Raw genomic sequence first — 17,132 nt, 5'->3', positions numbered from 1 at the left:
AGGTTGGAAACGCATTGACTGGCGTCGGCCCCGAGGGGCGGCGAAATGGACAGCCGCCGCCCCTCAAGGGGTCGAAAAGGACCAGGTTACTGGGCCGGCGGAGCAACCGGCGCGGCAGCGGGGGCCTGAAGCGCATCCAGCTCGCGCTGCGGATAAAAGCCCTGCGCCGCGATCTCGTCGTGAAACGCCTGGAGCTTGTTCTCCAGCCTGACGCGGTAGAGCTGCGTCAGCGGTTCGCGCGCGGCGACGCGCTTGCCCAGGTCCATCTTCTGGTAATCGTCGAGAATAGCCTCGGCGATTTCGACCAATTCGCGGTTCTTCTGCGCAGCGATCACGAGCGCCTTGCGGGCGTTCTCCCGCTCCTTCACTGCCTCGCGGCCGGCGGCGACCTGCGCTTCCATCTCGCGGATGCGCGCCGCCAGCTCGCGCAACTGCGCGTTGCGCTGGGTAAGCGTGGCGATGAGTTGTTGCGCCTGCTCGGGCGCCAGGCCGCCGGCACCCGCCGTCTGCGCCTGTGCCTGTGCCTGTGCCTGCGTCGAGCACAGCAGAAGCACGGCGGCGCCGCTGCCGATGATCAAGGATCGTTTCATGTTTCGCGTCCTTTAGAATTTGACGTTGAGGTCGAACATGAAGGTGTCCGAATCGATCGGCGGCGCGAGCGTCCCGGTCGTCGGATCGGCAAGGTTGATCGTCCGGGCCGAGAACCACGAACCGGTCAGCCAGAGATTGCGCGCGACGGCCCAGGAGCCGACGACCACGAAGCCCTCTTGATCGGTGCCGCCAAAACCAAAGTCTGAGTCGGTGAACAGATCGAAGGTGGAATCCCCTTCAAGCCGGCGATAGCCCGCGGCCAGTTGCCACGAGTTCTTGGCCGAGATCACCGGATGGCCGATGCTGACATTGGCATACCAGGCCTTGTCGCCGCTGGACGCAGGCACGTCCCGAGCGTCGATCGCGGCGCGGTCGAAGGCGAAGTTTTTCGCCGCCTCGATATCGATCGCAGCGACCAGCGACGGCGTGACGTCGAACTCGGCGCGCGCCGTTACCGCACCCACCCGGAATTTGGACGCCAGCCCGAACTTGACCGTGTTGACGAAACCACCGTCACGGCGAAGATTGAAGACCGAATTGCCGAACTGGATCTGCTGCACCGCAGTGTGTTCGTTATCGCGGGTGCCCAGCGTGTTATACTGGCCCTGGACGTTGGTATATTCATAGAGCGACACGGCGGTCTTGAGCCGGAACCCGTCAATCGGGCTGCCCGAGGCGCCGACCTGGCCGGCGAAGAGGAATTTGTCGTCGCTGGTGACGTCCCACTCTTCCAGCGGGAACGCGCCCCCGGTCAGGAAGACTTCGGGCGCACCGTTTCCATCGCCCAGACGGGCGCTGAGCGTCCCGGCCACGCCTTCGAACTGCAGATCGCGATCGAACAGCAGCTCGGTCGAGAAGAACGGATTGTCGAACTTGCCGAGGATCAGGTTGGTATTCGCGAATGTGCCATCCTTCGCGAAGGGGCGGGCGCGGATATAGGCGCGGTCCAGCCCGACGACGAACTTGCCGAAATTGCCCGTCAGCGTCTGGTTGTTCTGCGTCGGGTCGTTCGGATTTCCGGTCGTGAAGCGCACCCCGGCATCGATCCCGTCCGAGATCCTGGCGTCGACCGCCAGGCGCGCGCGGATACGGCCGCGATACCGGTCCTTCGTCGTGGAGCGCAACGGCAGCACGTCATCGGTGCTGTAGCTGCCATCGGCATTGATCGCATTGACGTCGAGCAGCAACGGCGTGTTGCTTCCGCCAAAGGCCTGGCGCTCACCGCGGACGCGCATGTCGCCCGAGAGGGTGAACCGATCCAGCCAGGCGGGAATCGCCCCGGGCTGTGCCCAGCCCTCGCTCTTGGCGGTGGCGATCACGTCGCGCTTCACTTCCTCGCGAACCTGCGCCCGCACGGCTTCGGGCACATAGGGCACGCGAACCGTGCCCGCATCGGCCTCGCTGCGCTTGCGCGCTTCGGCCAGCACCGCATCCGCATCGGCACGGTTCAGGACGCCCTTTTCCACCAGCACGTCGAGAATATCGAGCGTGGAGGGATCGGTAGCGCGCGTCTGCGCCTGCGCGCCGCCAGACAGCGCCAGCAGGATGGCGGCGCCGCCCGCGGTTGAAAACAACGTCGTCATGCATTTCGGGCTTCGCATTATCGTGCTCCCTGGAGGTTCGTCTTCGGCCCTGTTCAGGCCTGATTGAGTTCAACGGTGATCTGGTTGGGCACGCCCGCCGGTGGCGGCGTCTCGACCCGCGAGAGGCTTCGCAGCGTTTGCAGCAATTCGCCTTCGAGCGCGGCGGGGCGGACGTTGGACAGGCCGAGTATCTCGAGCTGCCCCGATGCCGACACCCGCACCCGCACCCGGAACTGGAACTGCGCGGTGGCGAGGCTGGCCCGCTTGCGCAGATGTCGCATCAGCGCGCGCTGGACGAGTTCGGCATAGGCGCGGGACGCGCCGCTGGAATTGCCCTTGCCGACGCCGCCGATAACCGGCCCCTTGCCCGTTCCGCCCTGCCCCCGCGCCCCGCCGACAAAAGCGCCGCTGTCGCCCGTGGGGTCCTGCATCAGGCTCGAAAGGTCGCCGGCGGGCGGATTTACGCTTGCCGGCTGCGGGGGCGAAAGCGGATCGGGCTGGATCGCCTGCGCTTCCGCGGCGACGGTCTCGGGGGTTACTTCGGGCTGCTCCATTGGCTCGGGTGGCGGTGGCGGGGGTGGCGGCGGAACGGCGAGGTCGAACATCTCGACCTGTTCATCCCGCACCCGGTCTTCGACCTTGTCGAGACCGAGCAGCCACCAGCCCGCGAGCGCCAGGAGCAGCCCGATCGCGACCGGGGCGACCCGGCCCCAGGCTGGGGCCGTTATAAAGGCACGCTGAGCTGCCATGATCGCTCAAGCCGCCGGCTTTTCGGCGGGCAGGCCGATCTTGGTGATCCCCACCCCCTTCAGGACGTCGAGAATCTCGACGACCTTGCCATAGGCCGCCTGCGTGTCGCCGCGGATCACCACGGGAACCTCGGGGTCCTCGGCGAATTTGCGGCGCATCTCGGCGTCGAGTTCGGGCACCGACGTCGGCGCGCCGTTGAGATAGATGTCGCCCGACGAAGCGATGCTGATCGCCTGCGTCTGCGAAGCCTCGAGCGTCTTGCGGTTGGATGCCTGGGGCAGATCGAGTTCGATCCCCGACACCTGCGCCGTCGCCATCAGGATGAAGATGACGATCAGCACATAAGCGAGATCCAGCATCGGTACGACGTTGATCTCGTCGTAGATCGCGTCTTCGTCTTGGACTTTTGCCATCGTACTGCCCTCACGCGCCGAATTGTTCGGCGATCCGCGCGACCAGCGTGTCGGCGAAGGATCGATTGGCGGCGTTGATGCGCTTGATGCGGGTGACGATCAGATTGTACCCGAACAGTGCAGGGATCGCGACGGCGAGGCCGGCGGCAGTCGCCAGCAAGGCCGCAGCAACACCCGGTGCAATCGCGTTGACGTTGACATTCCCTTCGGCCGCGATCGCCGCGAACGTGATCATCACGCCGATCACCGTGCCGAGCAGCCCGAGGAACGGCCCGCCAGCGATCGACAACGTCAGAACGACGAGCTTGTCGGAGAGTTCGAACGCCTGGTTGGAACTGACCGCGTCGATCCGCGCCTTCAGCGCCTCGATGCCGGAGGACGTGAAGCGCGCCGGCCCGTTTTTCGAACGGTGCGATATTTCCAGCAGCCCTGCCCGATAGATTTGCGACAGCGTAGAGGCATCGTTGCGCTTCGCATCGCTTTCCAGCGTGGCCCCATCGATTTCCGCCGCGCCCGCATAGGCCTTTTCGAACGCCCGATTCTGCTTCTCGATCTTGCCGAGCAGCCCGAATTTCTGGACCATCACGGCAAGCGCGAGCACCAGCAGCACGGCGCACATCGCAATCACGATCCAGCCTTCGAGCGTGACGCTCTTGATGACCGTGACGAAATATCCGATTTCGAACTTCCCGCTGCGCTCCTGCTCGGCGCCGAACGTCACCAGTCCCTTGCCATTGTCCGATTGCGCGACGGCGTTGATATATCCGGGGGTGCGGTCGACCGCGGCGAAGCGGACATTGTCGATCTGGCCGGAAAAGCCCTGGCCGATGACGATGTCGCCCGACTGCGCCGGCAGCGCCGCCTGTGCCGTACCCGCAAGCTTGCCGTTGACATAGAGCTCTACCTTGCCGTCGGCGCGCGCGACCAGCGCAACATGGCTCCACGTGTCCGCGGCCAGCGCGATGCCGGACGCAAGCTGGACGCCGCCGACCGTCGCCACCGGGTTGAGCCCGCTCAATCCGATCGAGAACGACCCCGAGCGATCGACGAGCACGCCCGTCGAGGGCCCGCGCGGCTTTACCCAGAGCATCAGCGTGAAGGGCCGCCCGGCGATCTCAAGGCTCGACGAGGTTGCGACCCGCAAGATCTCGGCCCCGCTGAAGGTCGCGGACTGGCCGGCAAAGCCTGCCGCGGTCGGAACCGAGCTTGCCTGGTTGTTGTTGCGGGTCCGGTCCTTGATCGGCCCGGTCCCGCTGAAATCGAGCGCCAGGACTTCAGAGGCGTCGAAAACGGCGGACGAATTCGCAGTCGAGGCAGCGTCGCCCTTGTAGTAAAGATGATAATTCTGCGTCGATGCCGGATCGAAATTGACGCCCTTGACCCAGACTGTCGCCAGCCCGGCCTTTGGGTCGAAATTCTCGACATAATGATCGACGCGCTTGCCGTCCGGTCCCGCAACCCGCAGGTCCGCGCCGTCAGGCTTCACATCCTCGAACGCCAGCGTCTGCGTGGAAAGCCGCAACGCGAACGGAAATGTCGCGACCTTTGCGTCAAGGCCGGCCCCGCCCGCGCCGGGCTTCACGGCAATCTCCTTGCGAACCGCAAGGCTGTCGTCGAGCCAGTCCGCGTCCTGCGCATTGGCCGGCATCGCGACCAGGCTTCCCAAGGCCAGTAAGGAGGCAGCAAGGCCTCGAAATAAATAAGCTTTCATAGCAACCCTCAGTATTTGATGCCGACTTTGAAGTGCGCGCGCATGCCACCGACGTCGTCGGTCACGTCCTGACCCGATTTCGTCGGATCGGCGTCGAACTGGTAGGCAAGGTCGAACTGGCCATAGAGATATTGGTAGAGATCGAACCGCGTCGTCAGGCCCGTACTGACCAGCGAGAACTTCGATTGTTCTTCGGGAAGCGGATCTTCGTTCCAGGAATGGCCGCCCTCGACAAAGGCGGCGACGCGCCAGTCGATGTTCCGGGCGGTCGCCGAGCCGGGCTTGCCGATCGGGATGTGGTAGCCAAGCTCCAGCGAAAGCCGCGCGCCGCTGTCGCCCAGCGCCTCGGCTTCGCGATACCCGCGGACGCTGCCCACCCCGCCCAGCACGAACTGCTCGTTCGAAATCAGCGGGCGCGGGGCAAGCTGCCAGTCGAACGCCGCCTTGAGATCGAAGCCGCCCGGCAATTGCCGGTTATAGGCGCCACTACCATAGAGGTAGATGAAGCTCGCCTCGGCGCCTGCGCGCTTGCCGACGCTCTGCTCGTTGATGCCGGGCGTCAGCGGGTTATCGGGAACCAGGCCGAACTCGCGCTGCTTGCCGACGACGCCGTCGAACGCGAACGTCGTACCGACGCTGAATTCGCCGTTCGACTTGGCATTGCCGCCCAGCCAGCGATACTGGGCCGTGAAGGGCAGATATTTGACCGGCGTATCAAAGGTCAGCAGGTCGCCGGTTTCGGGATCGGTGAGCCCGATCTGGTCGAGATAATCCTTATAGTCGACTCCAATCAGCAGCGACTGGACCACGCCCGGCGGCGAATTGCCGAGCGTGCGCATCAGCCTGCCGCCCACCGTCAGGCCGTTGCCCAGGACCGCCAGCCCGCCTACCGTCGCGACGTCGGTATTCGAATGGACGACATAGCCCAGCAGGCTGGTCCGTCCGTAGCCCAGGGGGGCATAATAGGAGCCCGAAATGACCTGGACCTGGTTCAGATCCTGCGGCGCGGTCTGAAAGAAGATGTTGGCGCTATGGGCCGCCTGCCAGAGATTGTCGTAATGCGCCGAGACGTTCGCGCGCAGGCGCTCGGTCGATCGGTTATACTGGTCGTTCATCTCGGCGCCCGCGCCCCAGGGGCGCTTGTCGTTGACCGCCAGATCGACATCGACGGTTCCGGGCGCGAGGCCGGCCTTGAATTCCGGCGTGATGGTCCGCGTCGTCCGCGCATTGGCGGCGGACAGTTCCTGTTGGAGCACCGGGACATTGGGCACATTGCCCTTGCGCAGGCTCGGCAGGCTCCCGCGCACTTCGCTGGGAAGGACATAATCGGCGCCGGTCACGCGCACCTGGCCGACCCGTCCCTCGGTCACGATCAGGTCGATGATGCCCGAACTGACTGCCTGCTGCGGCACTTCGACCACGACGGTGGCATAGCCGCGGTCGCGATAGGTTTTCTCCAGCGCCGCGCGCGCAGCCTCTACTTCAGCTACGGTCTTGCGATAGCCTGCGAACGGCGTGAGGACGGTCTGGATGTCCGCGGCGGCCAACACGCTGTTGCCGCGCACGACATATTCCATCACGTCGAAATGGAGTTCGGATTCTTCACCCGTCGCCGCGCCAGCAGGTGCGTCTGCCTGCTGGGCCTGAACCGGGCCGGCGATACAGGTCGCCGCGATGCTCGCCGCACAGAGAAACCGTGCGGCGATGCGCGCCCGAGATTTGCGCACCAAGTCTTCTTGTAATCGTAATATCACGATTGCCCGCCCCCGAAGGTTATCGAATCAGTTTGTCGTTCATGCCGACCGTCGAAAGGTCCGATAGGGAGGGTGTGTGACGCGATAAATACTATCCCAATGGAATAGGTTCGGATAATATTGTCGATATGAGTTGTTCACGCAAAATTCCCGCCGATCCGAAGATCGACGGTAAATTTCTACACAGTACATACTTACACCGTGGCTAGTATTGCTATCTTATAGCCTGGATTCTTGCGGAACATGGCCGCCACCGAGATGTGCGCCAGCGACGTCCAGGGCTGGCCCCAGCGACGCAAAGCGGGCAACGGCCTCGGCCTTGCTGCCGGCATTCAACTTCGCGCGAATGCCCTTGAAGTGAAATTTCACCGTCGGCTCCACAATCTCCAGCCGTATCGCGATCAACCGCGAACTGAGCCCCTGCGCGGCAAGCTCGAGGATCTCGATCTCTCGTCGCGTCAGCGCCGGCATGTCCGGCGCATCGGTGTAGCGATCGACCAGACGGACCGTTTGGGCGCACGCCAGGAAAAACAGGTCGGCGGTATCGGACGACAGGGTGCGCACCCAATCCTCCGGGCCGAACGCATCCGCGATCGCGACTCTTCCGGCCCGCCCCCAGATCGCGACGCTCATCCCTGCCCCGATCGAAACCTTGTGCAGCCCCGCCATGATCTCGCGTGCGGTCGCGCTGCGCTCCCCGGGCCAGTCGCCGCGCGACCAGAGGAACGGATCGCTTGTCTTGCGCGCAAAGCGGCGGATGGGATCATGCCCGTCAAACCCGATCGCATCCAGGCAGGCCTGGCGGTCGCTGTCCAGCGTCGACCAGCGTGCGCACCGCTCGATCCCGAACGGGCCGGCATTCTCGATGCTCAGGCACAGATTTTCGAACCCCATGCGGCGCACTTCCGCGGCCAGAAGCTCGAATGCCTGTCTGCGGCTCTGCGCACGCGACAGGTTTGCCGCGAACGGCGCCGCCGCGAGCGCAGTGGTGTTCAAACATGCTGCACTATCGCGCACCTGCGCCATCCCGCGTCCCCCTTATCCCAAGGACGAATGGAGGGGCGGAAATGCGAAAATTAATTTCGTGATCGCGGTCCGGGCGCGCACGCGGCCTTCAATTGCGGAGGAACACTACACCACCCGGCAATCGCACCGCCTTCATGCCGAGCGACCGGGCGATGTGATCGACCGCCAGATCGACGCGATCGAGATGAATCACCCCGGTAATACGAACCCCGCTGCGATGCTCGGGCAAGTAAACATGGCCCGGTCGATAGCGATTGATCTCCGCCACCACTTCGCCCGCCGGGCGATCCCGGAACAGGTACAGTCCGCGCTGCCACGCCACTTGGCTGTCGCTCGCGACAGTCTCGACCGGGTGGGCAGCTCCTTCGCCCAGGACCAGCGACATATTCTTGCCCAGCGCATAGGCGGCGCCATCGGACTGGACGGAGAGATCGCCGTCCAGGCAGGCGATTCGAGTAACGCCATTGTCGTCGCGCAGGACGAAGCGCGCCTGGCGCGTCGTGATCTCCACGCTGTTGGCGCGCGCCACGAACTGGCGGCCCTCGCGATAAGCGACCGAAATCATTGCCTCGCCACGATCCAGCGTCAGTCGCGGCGTCGCCTCCGGCCAGAAGTACAGGCGTGAATCGGTGTTGATCTCCATATCGAGACCCGCGGCCAGGCGCACCCGCCTGCGCTCGCCCTTGTTCGTCTCGAACACCGTAGCCCCCGCCGGTGCGGGATTGCCGCCGACCAGGGCGACCGCCACCACCGCGCTCGCGGCCAGGCCGGTCGCGCCGCCCAATATCCAACGGCGCGACACGCGACCAGGTGCCGGGCGCGGAAACACGGCGTCCCCCCCGGCCAGCGCCGGACCCAGCGCATTCCACATGCGCAGTTCGGCCTGATAGGATTTTTCATGGTCTGCACTCGACGCACGCCAGCGGCCCAGCGCCTGAAGGTCGCCCCGGGTCGCGTCGCCCGACCTGAGACGCACCAGCCAAGCGCGTGCTTGCGCTTGCGGCACCAGTCGCCCGTCAACCATGTATTCGTCCGACTTCATGCGGGGTGCCTGCATCCTTTAATGATATGACGTTCGGGCAGGATCATTTGCGAAATTCGATCGGTGCGACTTTGCAAGCCGTTCGGCGCAGTGATCCAGCGCGTGCCGCAATTCAAGTTCCACTGTCCGTTTATTGAGCCCCATCTCCTGCGCAATTTCCCGGCATGACCGCCCTTCGAGGCGCACTGCGATCAAAATCGATCGTCGGCGTTCGGAGAGGGTCTCGACTGCCTCTGCGAGCATCGCAAGCATGTCCTTCGAATCAATGGTCCGCAATGGATCGGGTGCCGGATCGGCCAATTCCATCGCCGCCTCGATCTCGTCGGCGCCCGCCAGCCGAGCAGCCGCGCGGCGCTGATCGGATGCCGTATTCAGCGTGAGGCGGAACAGATAGGCGCCGATATTCCTGACCGAATAGGTCTTATCGGTGTGGCGAAGCTTCAGATATACTTCGTTGAGCGCTTCATCCGCGAGATCGCTGGAACCCAGGCGTCGGCGCAGCCGCTCTCGAAAATCGGGATACAGTTGGAGGAAGCGGTGGAGCAGGAAGGTCGAATCCATCGGACTTCAGGCCGGAATTCGCGGGAACGGCCGCGTCACCCGCTTGCCTTGAAATCGATCGGCACATCGACCTCCAGCGGCGCCGGCAATCCGGCGGGCACCCCGGGCAGGGGCTCTGCCCGCCAAAGCGTCGCCAGCGCCGCCTCGTCCAAGGGGGAGCCCTGCGATTTCAGCACGCGCGCATCGACGACGCGGCCGTCGCGATCGATCCGGAAGCGGATCACCACGATGCCGCGACGCCGCCCTGCGCTCGCACGCGGCGGCTGGGCAAATCGCGCAAGGTGCCGGCGCAGCGCGGCGTCATAGCCGGGCGAACCGCCACCCGAGAGCGGATCGTCGGCCAATGCATCGGCCAGGGCTTGGGTCAACGCGGCATCGCCGCCATAGGCGATCTTGCCCGGCCCGGCACCCTGCGGCTGTTCCTTGACGGCACGCTCAGTGTCGCCTCGCGACGCGGGCGCAGTCCCCGATCCGCCGCTGGCCGGCAGGGCCGCAATCGGCGGCGCCGGAGCGAGGAGGAAGCTGTTAATATGTCCGGCCCCCGCCGGCGCGCCGTCGACGTCGCCGACACGATCAAACCAGCCCCCGAAAAACAGCAGGAACGCCGCCAGATAGAGGGTCATGACGATCGAAAGGGACACAGCACGGATGCGCGCCTGGTCGGGTGCGTTGAGATAGTGCGCGCCGGACAGTGCAGTGTGATCGCCGAAGCCGGGGAAACTCACTGTGCGCTGATCCGCAAGCCAACGGGCTGGGGCATATCCGCTGGCGGCACGATCCCCACCGCGAGGCCCTTCAGCATCTGCGCGGCGCTCTGCAGCACGTCGCTCTGACCGGAGACATCCCCCGCCTCCAGATCGATGATCGTGCCGCGTTCGGAGAGATAGACATAGATGGTGAAATCATAGGCGCGCATGCCCATTTCGGGCGAGCGCCGCAGCGTTGCGAGGCTGGCTTCCAGCAATTTCTCGCCATACCAGCGATAGGCGGCCTCGCGTTCGCGCACAGCCGGAGCGACGACTTCGATCCGCTCCAGCGCCAGCGCAGCCGGTGCCGTGGCGCCCGCGACTTCGAGGATGAAGGCGTTTGGCCGGGTGAACCGCGGCACAAGCCCCGAACCCGCCAGCATCTGGTTCAAGGCATCATGGGCGTTCCGCGCATCGTGCACCGGCGCCGACCGCCGGCCCTCGACCAGCGTTTCCTGGAAGACGGCGTCATAGCCGCTGTCCTGCGCAAATTTCCGGAGCGCTTCCGCCAGAGGCTTTGCAGGTTGCGACAGACTTGGCCGCGCAGCCCCATCCTGGGCCGAAGCGGGCGGGACGATCACGAAAGGTAGAAATGCCATCACGACGAGCGAAGTCGTTACGAAACCGGCATTGGCCCGCCCCCCAGGCACCATCGCATCGACTACCAATTAGAGTGTGATGCTGCGTCGCACCCAATCGTTTCATCTTTGTGACGCCCGCGCGGCAACTTCGAATAAAGGATTGGGCGTCGTTGCATTTCTTGAGCACGCCAAACACCGTACGCGCGTCATCAACAGTCCGGCAGCGAGAATCGATACCTGCAGGTCGCGCGCGAGAACGCCGAGCCGCCGGAAAGGCAGGGCTGTGGCAGCGTCCGAGGTGCGGACCGGGTCCGCGTTAACATTTGTCATCATTGCAACGCTCAAACGCATTGCGCAGCGCACAATCCGGGCATAAGAGAGACGATATATTATATCGCGATTTTTCAAGGGGGGAATCTTGAATCGGACATTTATCTGGGCCGGCCCGGTCTCGGGCCGGTCGGTATCGCGCGCGTCTGCTCTGGCGCGGTCCGCGCTTAAGGCGATTCCGGACCAGCGTCGCCGACCCGGCTGACCGCACGCTGGCTGGCCAAACCAGCCGCCGGCCAAGGACATGGTATATCATCTTATAATAATTGGGGGTTGTCTTGCGATTTTCTAACATTGGGTACATCGCCATTTTCGCGTCCGTCGCTCCCGCCGCGGCGCAGGAAGCGCCGCCCGCGGCGCAAACCGAACAGAGCGATACGAAGGTCGAGGAGAGCGCCACCGGGGCGACCCCGGCCCCGCCAGCAAACGATATCGTAGTCACCGGCTCGCTGATTCGTGGGCTTCCACGAGAATTCGTCGCCAGCCCGGTCTTTTCCTATGGCCAGGGCGACATCGTCCGATCGGGCGCCGGCTCGGTATCGGAGTATATGCTGTCGATCCCGCAGAACTTCACTGGCGATCTCAGCGATTTCGGCAGCTCGGCGTCGAGCATCGGGAGCACACTCGGCAGCGGCACGACCAACAATCAATATGACGGGTTCGCCAGCTTTGCCCTGCGCGGCCTTGCCTCGGACGCCACGCTGACGCTGCTGAACGGTCGCCGCATGGCATCGGTCGGGATGGTCGAATCGCCGACCGTATCCGTCATTCCCTCTGCGCTGATCGAGCGGATCGACATCATTTCCGATGGCGCATCCGCCACCTACGGTGCCGACGCAGTGGCAGGGGTGGTCAATATCGTCACCCGCAAGCCGAAAAACGGTCTCGAACTGCGCGTGCGCGGCGCGACCACGACCGCGACGGGGTCGAAGAACTGGGAAGCCAGCGCGCTTGCCGGGCATAGCTGGGCGACCGGCAGCGTCTACGGCATGGCGATGTACCAGAAGCGATCCGCATTCATCGAAGATCCGATCGTCGCCAGCAACACGAAGCTGCAGATCACCCAGCTTCCCGACGAAGAGATTAGCGGCTTCTACGGCGGTGTGCGCCAGGAGGCCGGAGACTTCAGCGTGTCGATCGATGCGTCGCGGTTTCAGCGCGACCGAAATGCCATTCGGAACTACCCGGATTTCCCGCGGTACAATCGGCTCTACAAGACGCGCACCACAGGCTATTCGATCAATGGCAATACCCATTGGCAGGGGAACGGGGCGACCTCGATCGATCTGAACATCGACTATGGCCAAAACCGCACCAACAGCAGCCTGTTCAGCGGCGTGCCGCCGTACAGCCCGACCAGCACGAAATATGAATATCGCAACACGCTGTTCGTCGCCGAACTGAGCGGCCAGACCGAAGTTGCGACACTTCCCGCAGGGCCGGTGCTGGTCGCCGGCGGCCTCCAATATCGCGTCGAGACGCTCCGCACCGATGCGAAGATTTTCTTCAACCGCAACGGGGGGACGCGCAAGGCGAAGTCGGCGTTCGGCGAAGTCAGCGTGCCGATCGTCGGACCTGAGCAGGGCGTGCCGCTGGTGCGATCGCTCACTTTGTCCGCGGCCGCCCGTTATGAGGATCTCGGCTTCGACGACGCGCTTGCCCCCAAAGTCGGGCTGCGCTGGCAGGTCGACCGATCGATCGCGCTGCGCGGCACCTATGCCCGCTCCTTCCTGGTGCCACGGTTTCGCGACACGATCGGCATCGCCGAACAGGTCTCGTTCTGGAATTACCCCTATGCCTTCCTGGACCCGGCCGATCAGAATCCCGCGCTTCCCGCCGGCAACGCGCTGGTGATGTTCCGGGCTGGCTCGAACCCTGATCTGAAGACGCAAAAGGCCGATACCTTCACCCTCGGCGTCGATCTCACGCCGACCTTCATCCCCGGCCTCTCGATCAAGGCTGGATATTACCGGATCAAGATTTCCGACCGGGTCGTCACGCCGTCGCAGGACGATAGCGTGTCGTCCCCCGACCTTCAGGTCTTCAACACCCGCAATCCAACCCGCGCCCAGATCGACAGCATCGTCAACAATCCCACGGTGTTCCGCTGGTTCACCTCGGACATCCCGTTCGTAAACGGCGGCGTGGACGCGATCTACAGCAGCGCCAGCGAAATCCCGGAGGCGCTGCTGTCGCAGGTCCAGGCAATCGCGGACATCCGGTCGCAGAATTTCGCGGTGGAAACCACCGACGGCATCGATCTCGATCTCGCATATCGGACCAACCTGCTGGGCGGCGATGCGAGCGTTCACCTCACCGGCCAATATATCCTCGACCTCAGCCTCAAGGCTGCGGGCGGGACCGCCATATCGCGTCTCGACGGCTATGCGCAGGCCGCCGACCTCCGGCTCAACGGCACCTTCATCTGGGGGCGCGGCGGCTTTTCCGGCGGCACCGTCGTCAACTATGTCGATGGCTTCACCGATAACCGTGCTGGCAGGGCGCCCCGGAAGATCAGCGCATACACAACTGCCTCGCTGTTTCTTGGCTTCGATCTGGGCCGGCTGACATCGTCGTCCTGGCTCGCCAACAGCGAGGTACAACTGGTGGTCGCCAACGTCTTCGACCAGCGCCCGCCCACTATCGTCGACGCAGTGCTGGGTTACGATCCCTACAATAATCCGCCAAATCCGCGCACGATCGGCCTGGTGCTCACCAAGCGCTTCGGCCGATAGATCGGATCGCGCTCAATCCCGCGTCATCAGACGCTAGCACTCCGGATCCGTACACCGGTGGACGACGGCACCATCGGCTGCGGTCGCGCTGGACTCGGGGATGAGGATGGTCGCCGCCCTCGGCGACTCCAGGATTGCGGGTGCTGCGCGCAGGTCGAGCTCACCCGCCCGTCAGATCAATCGCGAAGAGTCCGCCGCTTGCCGGGAAGCTGCCGAGCTGGGCGGGCGCCAGCCGCATGCGCGAGCTCGTGACGTAGAGCGTGTCGCCGTCCAGCGCGACGCTGCTGGGATTGGGCGCGGGAACCGAGATCGTGCGGAGCAGCGCGCCATCGGGAGCCAGTTCGGCGACGCAGCCGCCGCCCCACATCGCCACGAAGAAGCGGCCATCGGACGCCCGGGTCATGCCGTCCGGCTTGCCCGCTACGTTCATGAAGTCGCTGAGGATCACCGGCTCGCCGAGACTGCCGGCGGGGACATCCGCGGGATAGGCGACCAGCGTCCGTGCGAGCGTGTCGACGACGAACAGCGTGCGACCGTCCTCGGAAAACGCCATCCCGTTGGGCACGCCCAGCCCCTGTGCCACGCGGCGCGGCGGCGCATCGGGAGCGGGTGCATGAAAGATCGCACCCCGACCGGCGAGGATTGCCTTGTGCATCGTCCCGCCCCACAGGCCGCCGGCCGGATCGATGGCCAGGTCGTTGAAGCGGCAGCCGGTTCCAATGGCCGCCGCCGGCCCGCTGCCGCCATCCAGCGTGCAGAACGCGCTTTCCAGCGTGCCCGCGATGCGCGTGTCGTCCAGCGCGGCGAGCCCGAAGATCGGGGCATCCACGGGCGCCTCGGCGACCCGCCCTCCAGCGAAGCGATAGAGTCGGCTGCGAACTGGGTCGGTCCACACCAGTGTATCGTTCAGTAGCACCGGAGACTCGCCGATGATCGCCCCCGGATTGGCGAGCAGGCGCGCGCATGGGATATGGCGGGCGGCGTGGACAAGCGCGCGGGCACAGGCGCCGACCTCTTCCGCCGTGCGCCGCGGCACGTACAGATCGGCGCCGATGCCGAACCCGGCGCACCCGGCGGCCCGCAGCGCCGCGATGTTCGAAAGCCTCACGCCGCCGACCGCCAACACCGCAATGCCGTCGGGCAGCACGGCGCGTAACGCGGCGATGTCGCCTTCATGCCCCCCGGCGGGGAAGTATTTCAAATGTCTCGCTCCGGCGGCGAGCGCTGAAAAGGCCTCGGTCGGGGTCGCACAGCCCGGCAGGGGAATCATGCCCAGCCGCAACGCTTCTCCGATTACGGCAGCATCCGTATTGGGCGAGACACACAGGGCGGCGCCGCATTCCGCGAGGCGGCCGACCTGCCCGATCGCGGTGACCGTCCCCGCCCCGACGACCATGGCGTCGCCGAATGCGCGGCAGAGCAACCCAATCGTCCTGAACGGGTCCGGCGAGTTGAGCGGCACCTCGGCCACGCGGATGCCCGCATCGTACAGCGCGCCGACCACCGCCACGGCTTCGTCAGCACGCAATCCGCGCAGGATCGCCACGACCGGCATCGCTGCCAGCGCGACGTTCAGGCGCGAGCCGCCACTCATTCGAGGCTCGCCCGGTGCAGCGCGCGGAAACCGAGCAGGCAGGCGAGGCGCGATTCGACCAGCATAGCCTCTATGCCGACGGCCCCGAGCGCGGCGGCGTAGAGGCGCGAGAGCGGACCATTGCCGATCAGCGGCACCACTCGCTCCCGCATCTCAGGGAAAGCGGTCAGAGCATCGGCGATCTCGGCACCGATCAGCAGCCCGCGAATATAGGATGCCGCGTCGGCACGCGTCAGATCGCCCCGGATCACGCGGGCACGGGCGCCGAACAACAGGCTCGACAGGCCAAGACCGCCGGCACGCCCGCGCGCAACGCCGTCCTGGAACGCCGGCCCCTCGGCGGCATCGCCCTCGACGATCGAGGCGAGCAGGCCCTGGGCGGTCAGGCGATCGAATATCTCGCCCGACATGGCAGTGAGGAATTCGCCCACACACCCGGCCTCATGCCGCACCCATTTGGTGTGGGTGCCGGGCAACGCCGCGATTCCGTCCCCCGGCGCCCGTTCCATCAGCCCGAGGAGTTCGATCTCCTCGCCGCGCAGAATATCCGGTGCGTCGTCAAAGGCGCGGCGACAGGCGATGCCGGGAACGATGCGCACCCGCCTCCCCGCGATTTCCACCGGGATCGCCGCGCGGGCCAGGTCCGCGACGCCGGCAGGGGCAATCGCATAGGGCGCCTCGACCCAGCCGATGTTCGACCCGATCATACCCGAGGCATAGATCGGCCCGTGATCGGGCCAGCGCGCGGCGAGCATGGCGATCGTTTCGACCATGCCGTCGCGGCTGAGTGCGGCGACACCCGTTGCCGCGGCGATTTCGTCCACCATGCTGCCGTCGCCCGCGATGCGCCAGGCGCGGAAGTTCGAGCTTCCCCAATTCACGCCGACGATCTCGGCATCAGCGGCGTGTGACATGCGCACCTCCATCCAGCGGGTGGATTGCCCCCGTGATCCAACTCGCCCGATCCGAGGCGAGGAATAGCGCGAGTTCCGCCACATCCTCGGGCATGCCCAGACGGCCAAGCGGATGGCGCAGGATATTCGCCGCCCGCGCCGCTTCCGGGTCGCCGGTGCGATCGAATGACTCGCGCAACAGCGGCGTATCGACCGACGCCGGGGCGATCGCATTGACCCGGATCGCATAAGGCGCGAACTCGAGCGCGGCGGTGCGCGTCAGGCTCTCGACTGCCGACTTGGACGCAGCATAGGCGGCAAGCGTCGGGGCCGCGAACTGCGCGTTGATCGAGGAAAGCAGCAGGATCGATCCGCCGCCGCGTGCGCGCATCCCGGGCACCACCCCACGCATCAGCCGCACTGCGCCGACCACGTTCACGTCATAGATGTCGGCCCAGTCCGCGGGTGCGGTGTCGATCGTTCCGCCATGGAGGGAGAGGGCGGCGGCATGGACGAGGATATCCACCTCCCCCAGCCGCGCCAAGGCGCTCTCGACATCTCCATCCGAGCGGAGATCGGCGACGCGCGCCACGTCCACCCCTTGCGCCGGCGCGAGATCCAGCCCGCAGACGCGTGCCCCGGCGGCGCGGAACCGCCGGGCGATAGCCGCGCCGATCCCGCTTGCCGCGCCGCTCACCAGTGCGGTGCGCCCGGCCAGTTCGCTATCGCTCATTCTTGCTCCCCTTGCCTGCTAGTGGATTGATTTTGACATTTGCATCCCCTGGCGGATGGGATGGGTCTGCAAATGTCAAAATCGTAAAA

General features: G+C 65.3%; 15 protein-coding genes. 1 reads left to right on the top strand and 14 read right to left on the bottom strand.

What is annotated here, in order from left to right; translation table 11 throughout:
- Nucleotides 1-86 precede the first annotated feature (86 nt).
- The 11 genes from TS85_RS03845 to TS85_RS23935 form a co-directional block, all read right to left on the bottom strand.
- Entirely contained in the window at nucleotides 87-590 is a 504-nt protein-coding gene (locus tag TS85_RS03845) for a hypothetical protein (RefSeq protein WP_044330530.1), read from the bottom strand.
- A 12-nt stretch (nucleotides 591-602) separates the two neighbouring features.
- Complete coding sequence (locus tag TS85_RS03840; RefSeq protein WP_044330529.1) at nucleotides 603-2,174, bottom strand: putative porin; 1,572 nt, start codon at nucleotides 2,172-2,174, stop codon at nucleotides 603-605.
- 53 nt (nucleotides 2,175-2,227) lie between these two features.
- Nucleotides 2,228-2,923 (bottom strand): hypothetical protein, encoded by a 696-nt coding sequence (locus tag TS85_RS23950; RefSeq protein ID WP_052507716.1) that lies wholly within the window; start codon nucleotides 2,921-2,923, stop codon nucleotides 2,228-2,230.
- A 6-nt stretch (nucleotides 2,924-2,929) separates the two neighbouring features.
- Nucleotides 2,930-3,337, bottom strand: coding sequence for an ExbD/TolR family protein (locus TS85_RS03830; protein ID WP_044330528.1), 408 nt, complete (start codon nucleotides 3,335-3,337; stop codon nucleotides 2,930-2,932).
- Nucleotides 3,338-3,347: 10 nt separating this feature from the next.
- Entirely contained in the window at nucleotides 3,348-5,003 is a 1,656-nt protein-coding gene (locus TS85_RS03825) for a DUF2341 domain-containing protein (protein ID WP_044330527.1), read from the bottom strand.
- 53 nt (nucleotides 5,004-5,056) lie between these two features.
- Nucleotides 5,057-6,775 (bottom strand): ShlB/FhaC/HecB family hemolysin secretion/activation protein, encoded by a 1,719-nt coding sequence (locus tag TS85_RS03820; protein ID WP_155006287.1) that lies wholly within the window; start codon nucleotides 6,773-6,775, stop codon nucleotides 5,057-5,059.
- Nucleotides 6,776-7,021: 246 nt separating this feature from the next.
- On the bottom strand, nucleotides 7,022-7,828 hold the full coding sequence (locus tag TS85_RS26025; protein WP_052507715.1) for a helix-turn-helix transcriptional regulator: 807 nt from the start codon (nucleotides 7,826-7,828) through the stop codon (nucleotides 7,022-7,024).
- Between the two features lie 88 nt (nucleotides 7,829-7,916).
- Complete coding sequence (locus tag TS85_RS03810; RefSeq protein ID WP_044330525.1) at nucleotides 7,917-8,870, bottom strand: FecR family protein; 954 nt, start codon at nucleotides 8,868-8,870, stop codon at nucleotides 7,917-7,919.
- Nucleotides 8,871-8,888: 18 nt separating this feature from the next.
- Nucleotides 8,889-9,431 carry an RNA polymerase sigma factor gene (locus TS85_RS03805; RefSeq protein ID WP_044330524.1) on the bottom strand — a complete coding sequence of 181 codons (543 nt, stop codon included), beginning with the start codon at nucleotides 9,429-9,431 and terminating at the stop codon, nucleotides 8,889-8,891.
- Nucleotides 9,432-9,466: 35 nt separating this feature from the next.
- Entirely contained in the window at nucleotides 9,467-10,156 is a 690-nt protein-coding gene (locus tag TS85_RS23940) for an energy transducer TonB family protein (protein ID WP_052507714.1), read from the bottom strand.
- Nucleotides 10,153-10,776 carry an STN domain-containing protein gene (locus TS85_RS23935; RefSeq protein WP_155006286.1) on the bottom strand — a complete coding sequence of 208 codons (624 nt, stop codon included), beginning with the start codon at nucleotides 10,774-10,776 and terminating at the stop codon, nucleotides 10,153-10,155. The genes TS85_RS23940 and TS85_RS23935 overlap by 4 nt, the downstream gene beginning before the upstream one ends.
- 590 nt (nucleotides 10,777-11,366) lie before the next feature.
- Between TS85_RS23935 and TS85_RS03785 the strand changes: the two genes are divergently transcribed.
- Nucleotides 11,367-13,823: a TonB-dependent receptor plug domain-containing protein gene (locus TS85_RS03785; protein ID WP_044330520.1), complete on the top strand. Its 2,457-nt coding sequence runs from the start codon at nucleotides 11,367-11,369 to the stop codon at nucleotides 13,821-13,823.
- A gap of 160 nt (nucleotides 13,824-13,983) precedes the next feature.
- On the opposite strand, the gene TS85_RS25740 is transcribed toward TS85_RS03785, so the two are convergent.
- The 3 genes from TS85_RS25740 to TS85_RS03770 are packed head-to-tail and all read right to left on the bottom strand — an operon-like array spanning nucleotide 13,984 to nucleotide 17,043.
- The gene (locus tag TS85_RS25740; RefSeq protein WP_162184687.1) at nucleotides 13,984-15,417 is read right to left on the bottom strand and encodes a 2-dehydro-3-deoxy-6-phosphogalactonate aldolase; all 1,434 of its coding nucleotides are present in this window, start codon (nucleotides 15,415-15,417) and stop codon (nucleotides 13,984-13,986) included.
- Nucleotides 15,414-16,331 (bottom strand): 2-dehydro-3-deoxygalactonokinase, encoded by a 918-nt coding sequence (locus TS85_RS03775; RefSeq protein WP_162184686.1) that lies wholly within the window; start codon nucleotides 16,329-16,331, stop codon nucleotides 15,414-15,416. The genes TS85_RS25740 and TS85_RS03775 overlap by 4 nt, the downstream gene beginning before the upstream one ends.
- Nucleotides 16,315-17,043: an SDR family NAD(P)-dependent oxidoreductase gene (locus tag TS85_RS03770; RefSeq protein ID WP_044330516.1), complete on the bottom strand. Its 729-nt coding sequence runs from the start codon at nucleotides 17,041-17,043 to the stop codon at nucleotides 16,315-16,317. The genes TS85_RS03775 and TS85_RS03770 overlap by 17 nt, the downstream gene beginning before the upstream one ends.
- Between the last annotated feature and the right edge of the window lie 89 nt (nucleotides 17,044-17,132).

Origin of the sequence: Sphingomonas hengshuiensis, from assembly GCF_000935025.1 — a bacterium.
GTDB classification, from domain to species: Bacteria; Pseudomonadota; Alphaproteobacteria; order Sphingomonadales; family Sphingomonadaceae; genus Sphingomonas; species Sphingomonas hengshuiensis.
This window is presented reverse-complemented; position numbering and strand designations above follow the sequence as displayed.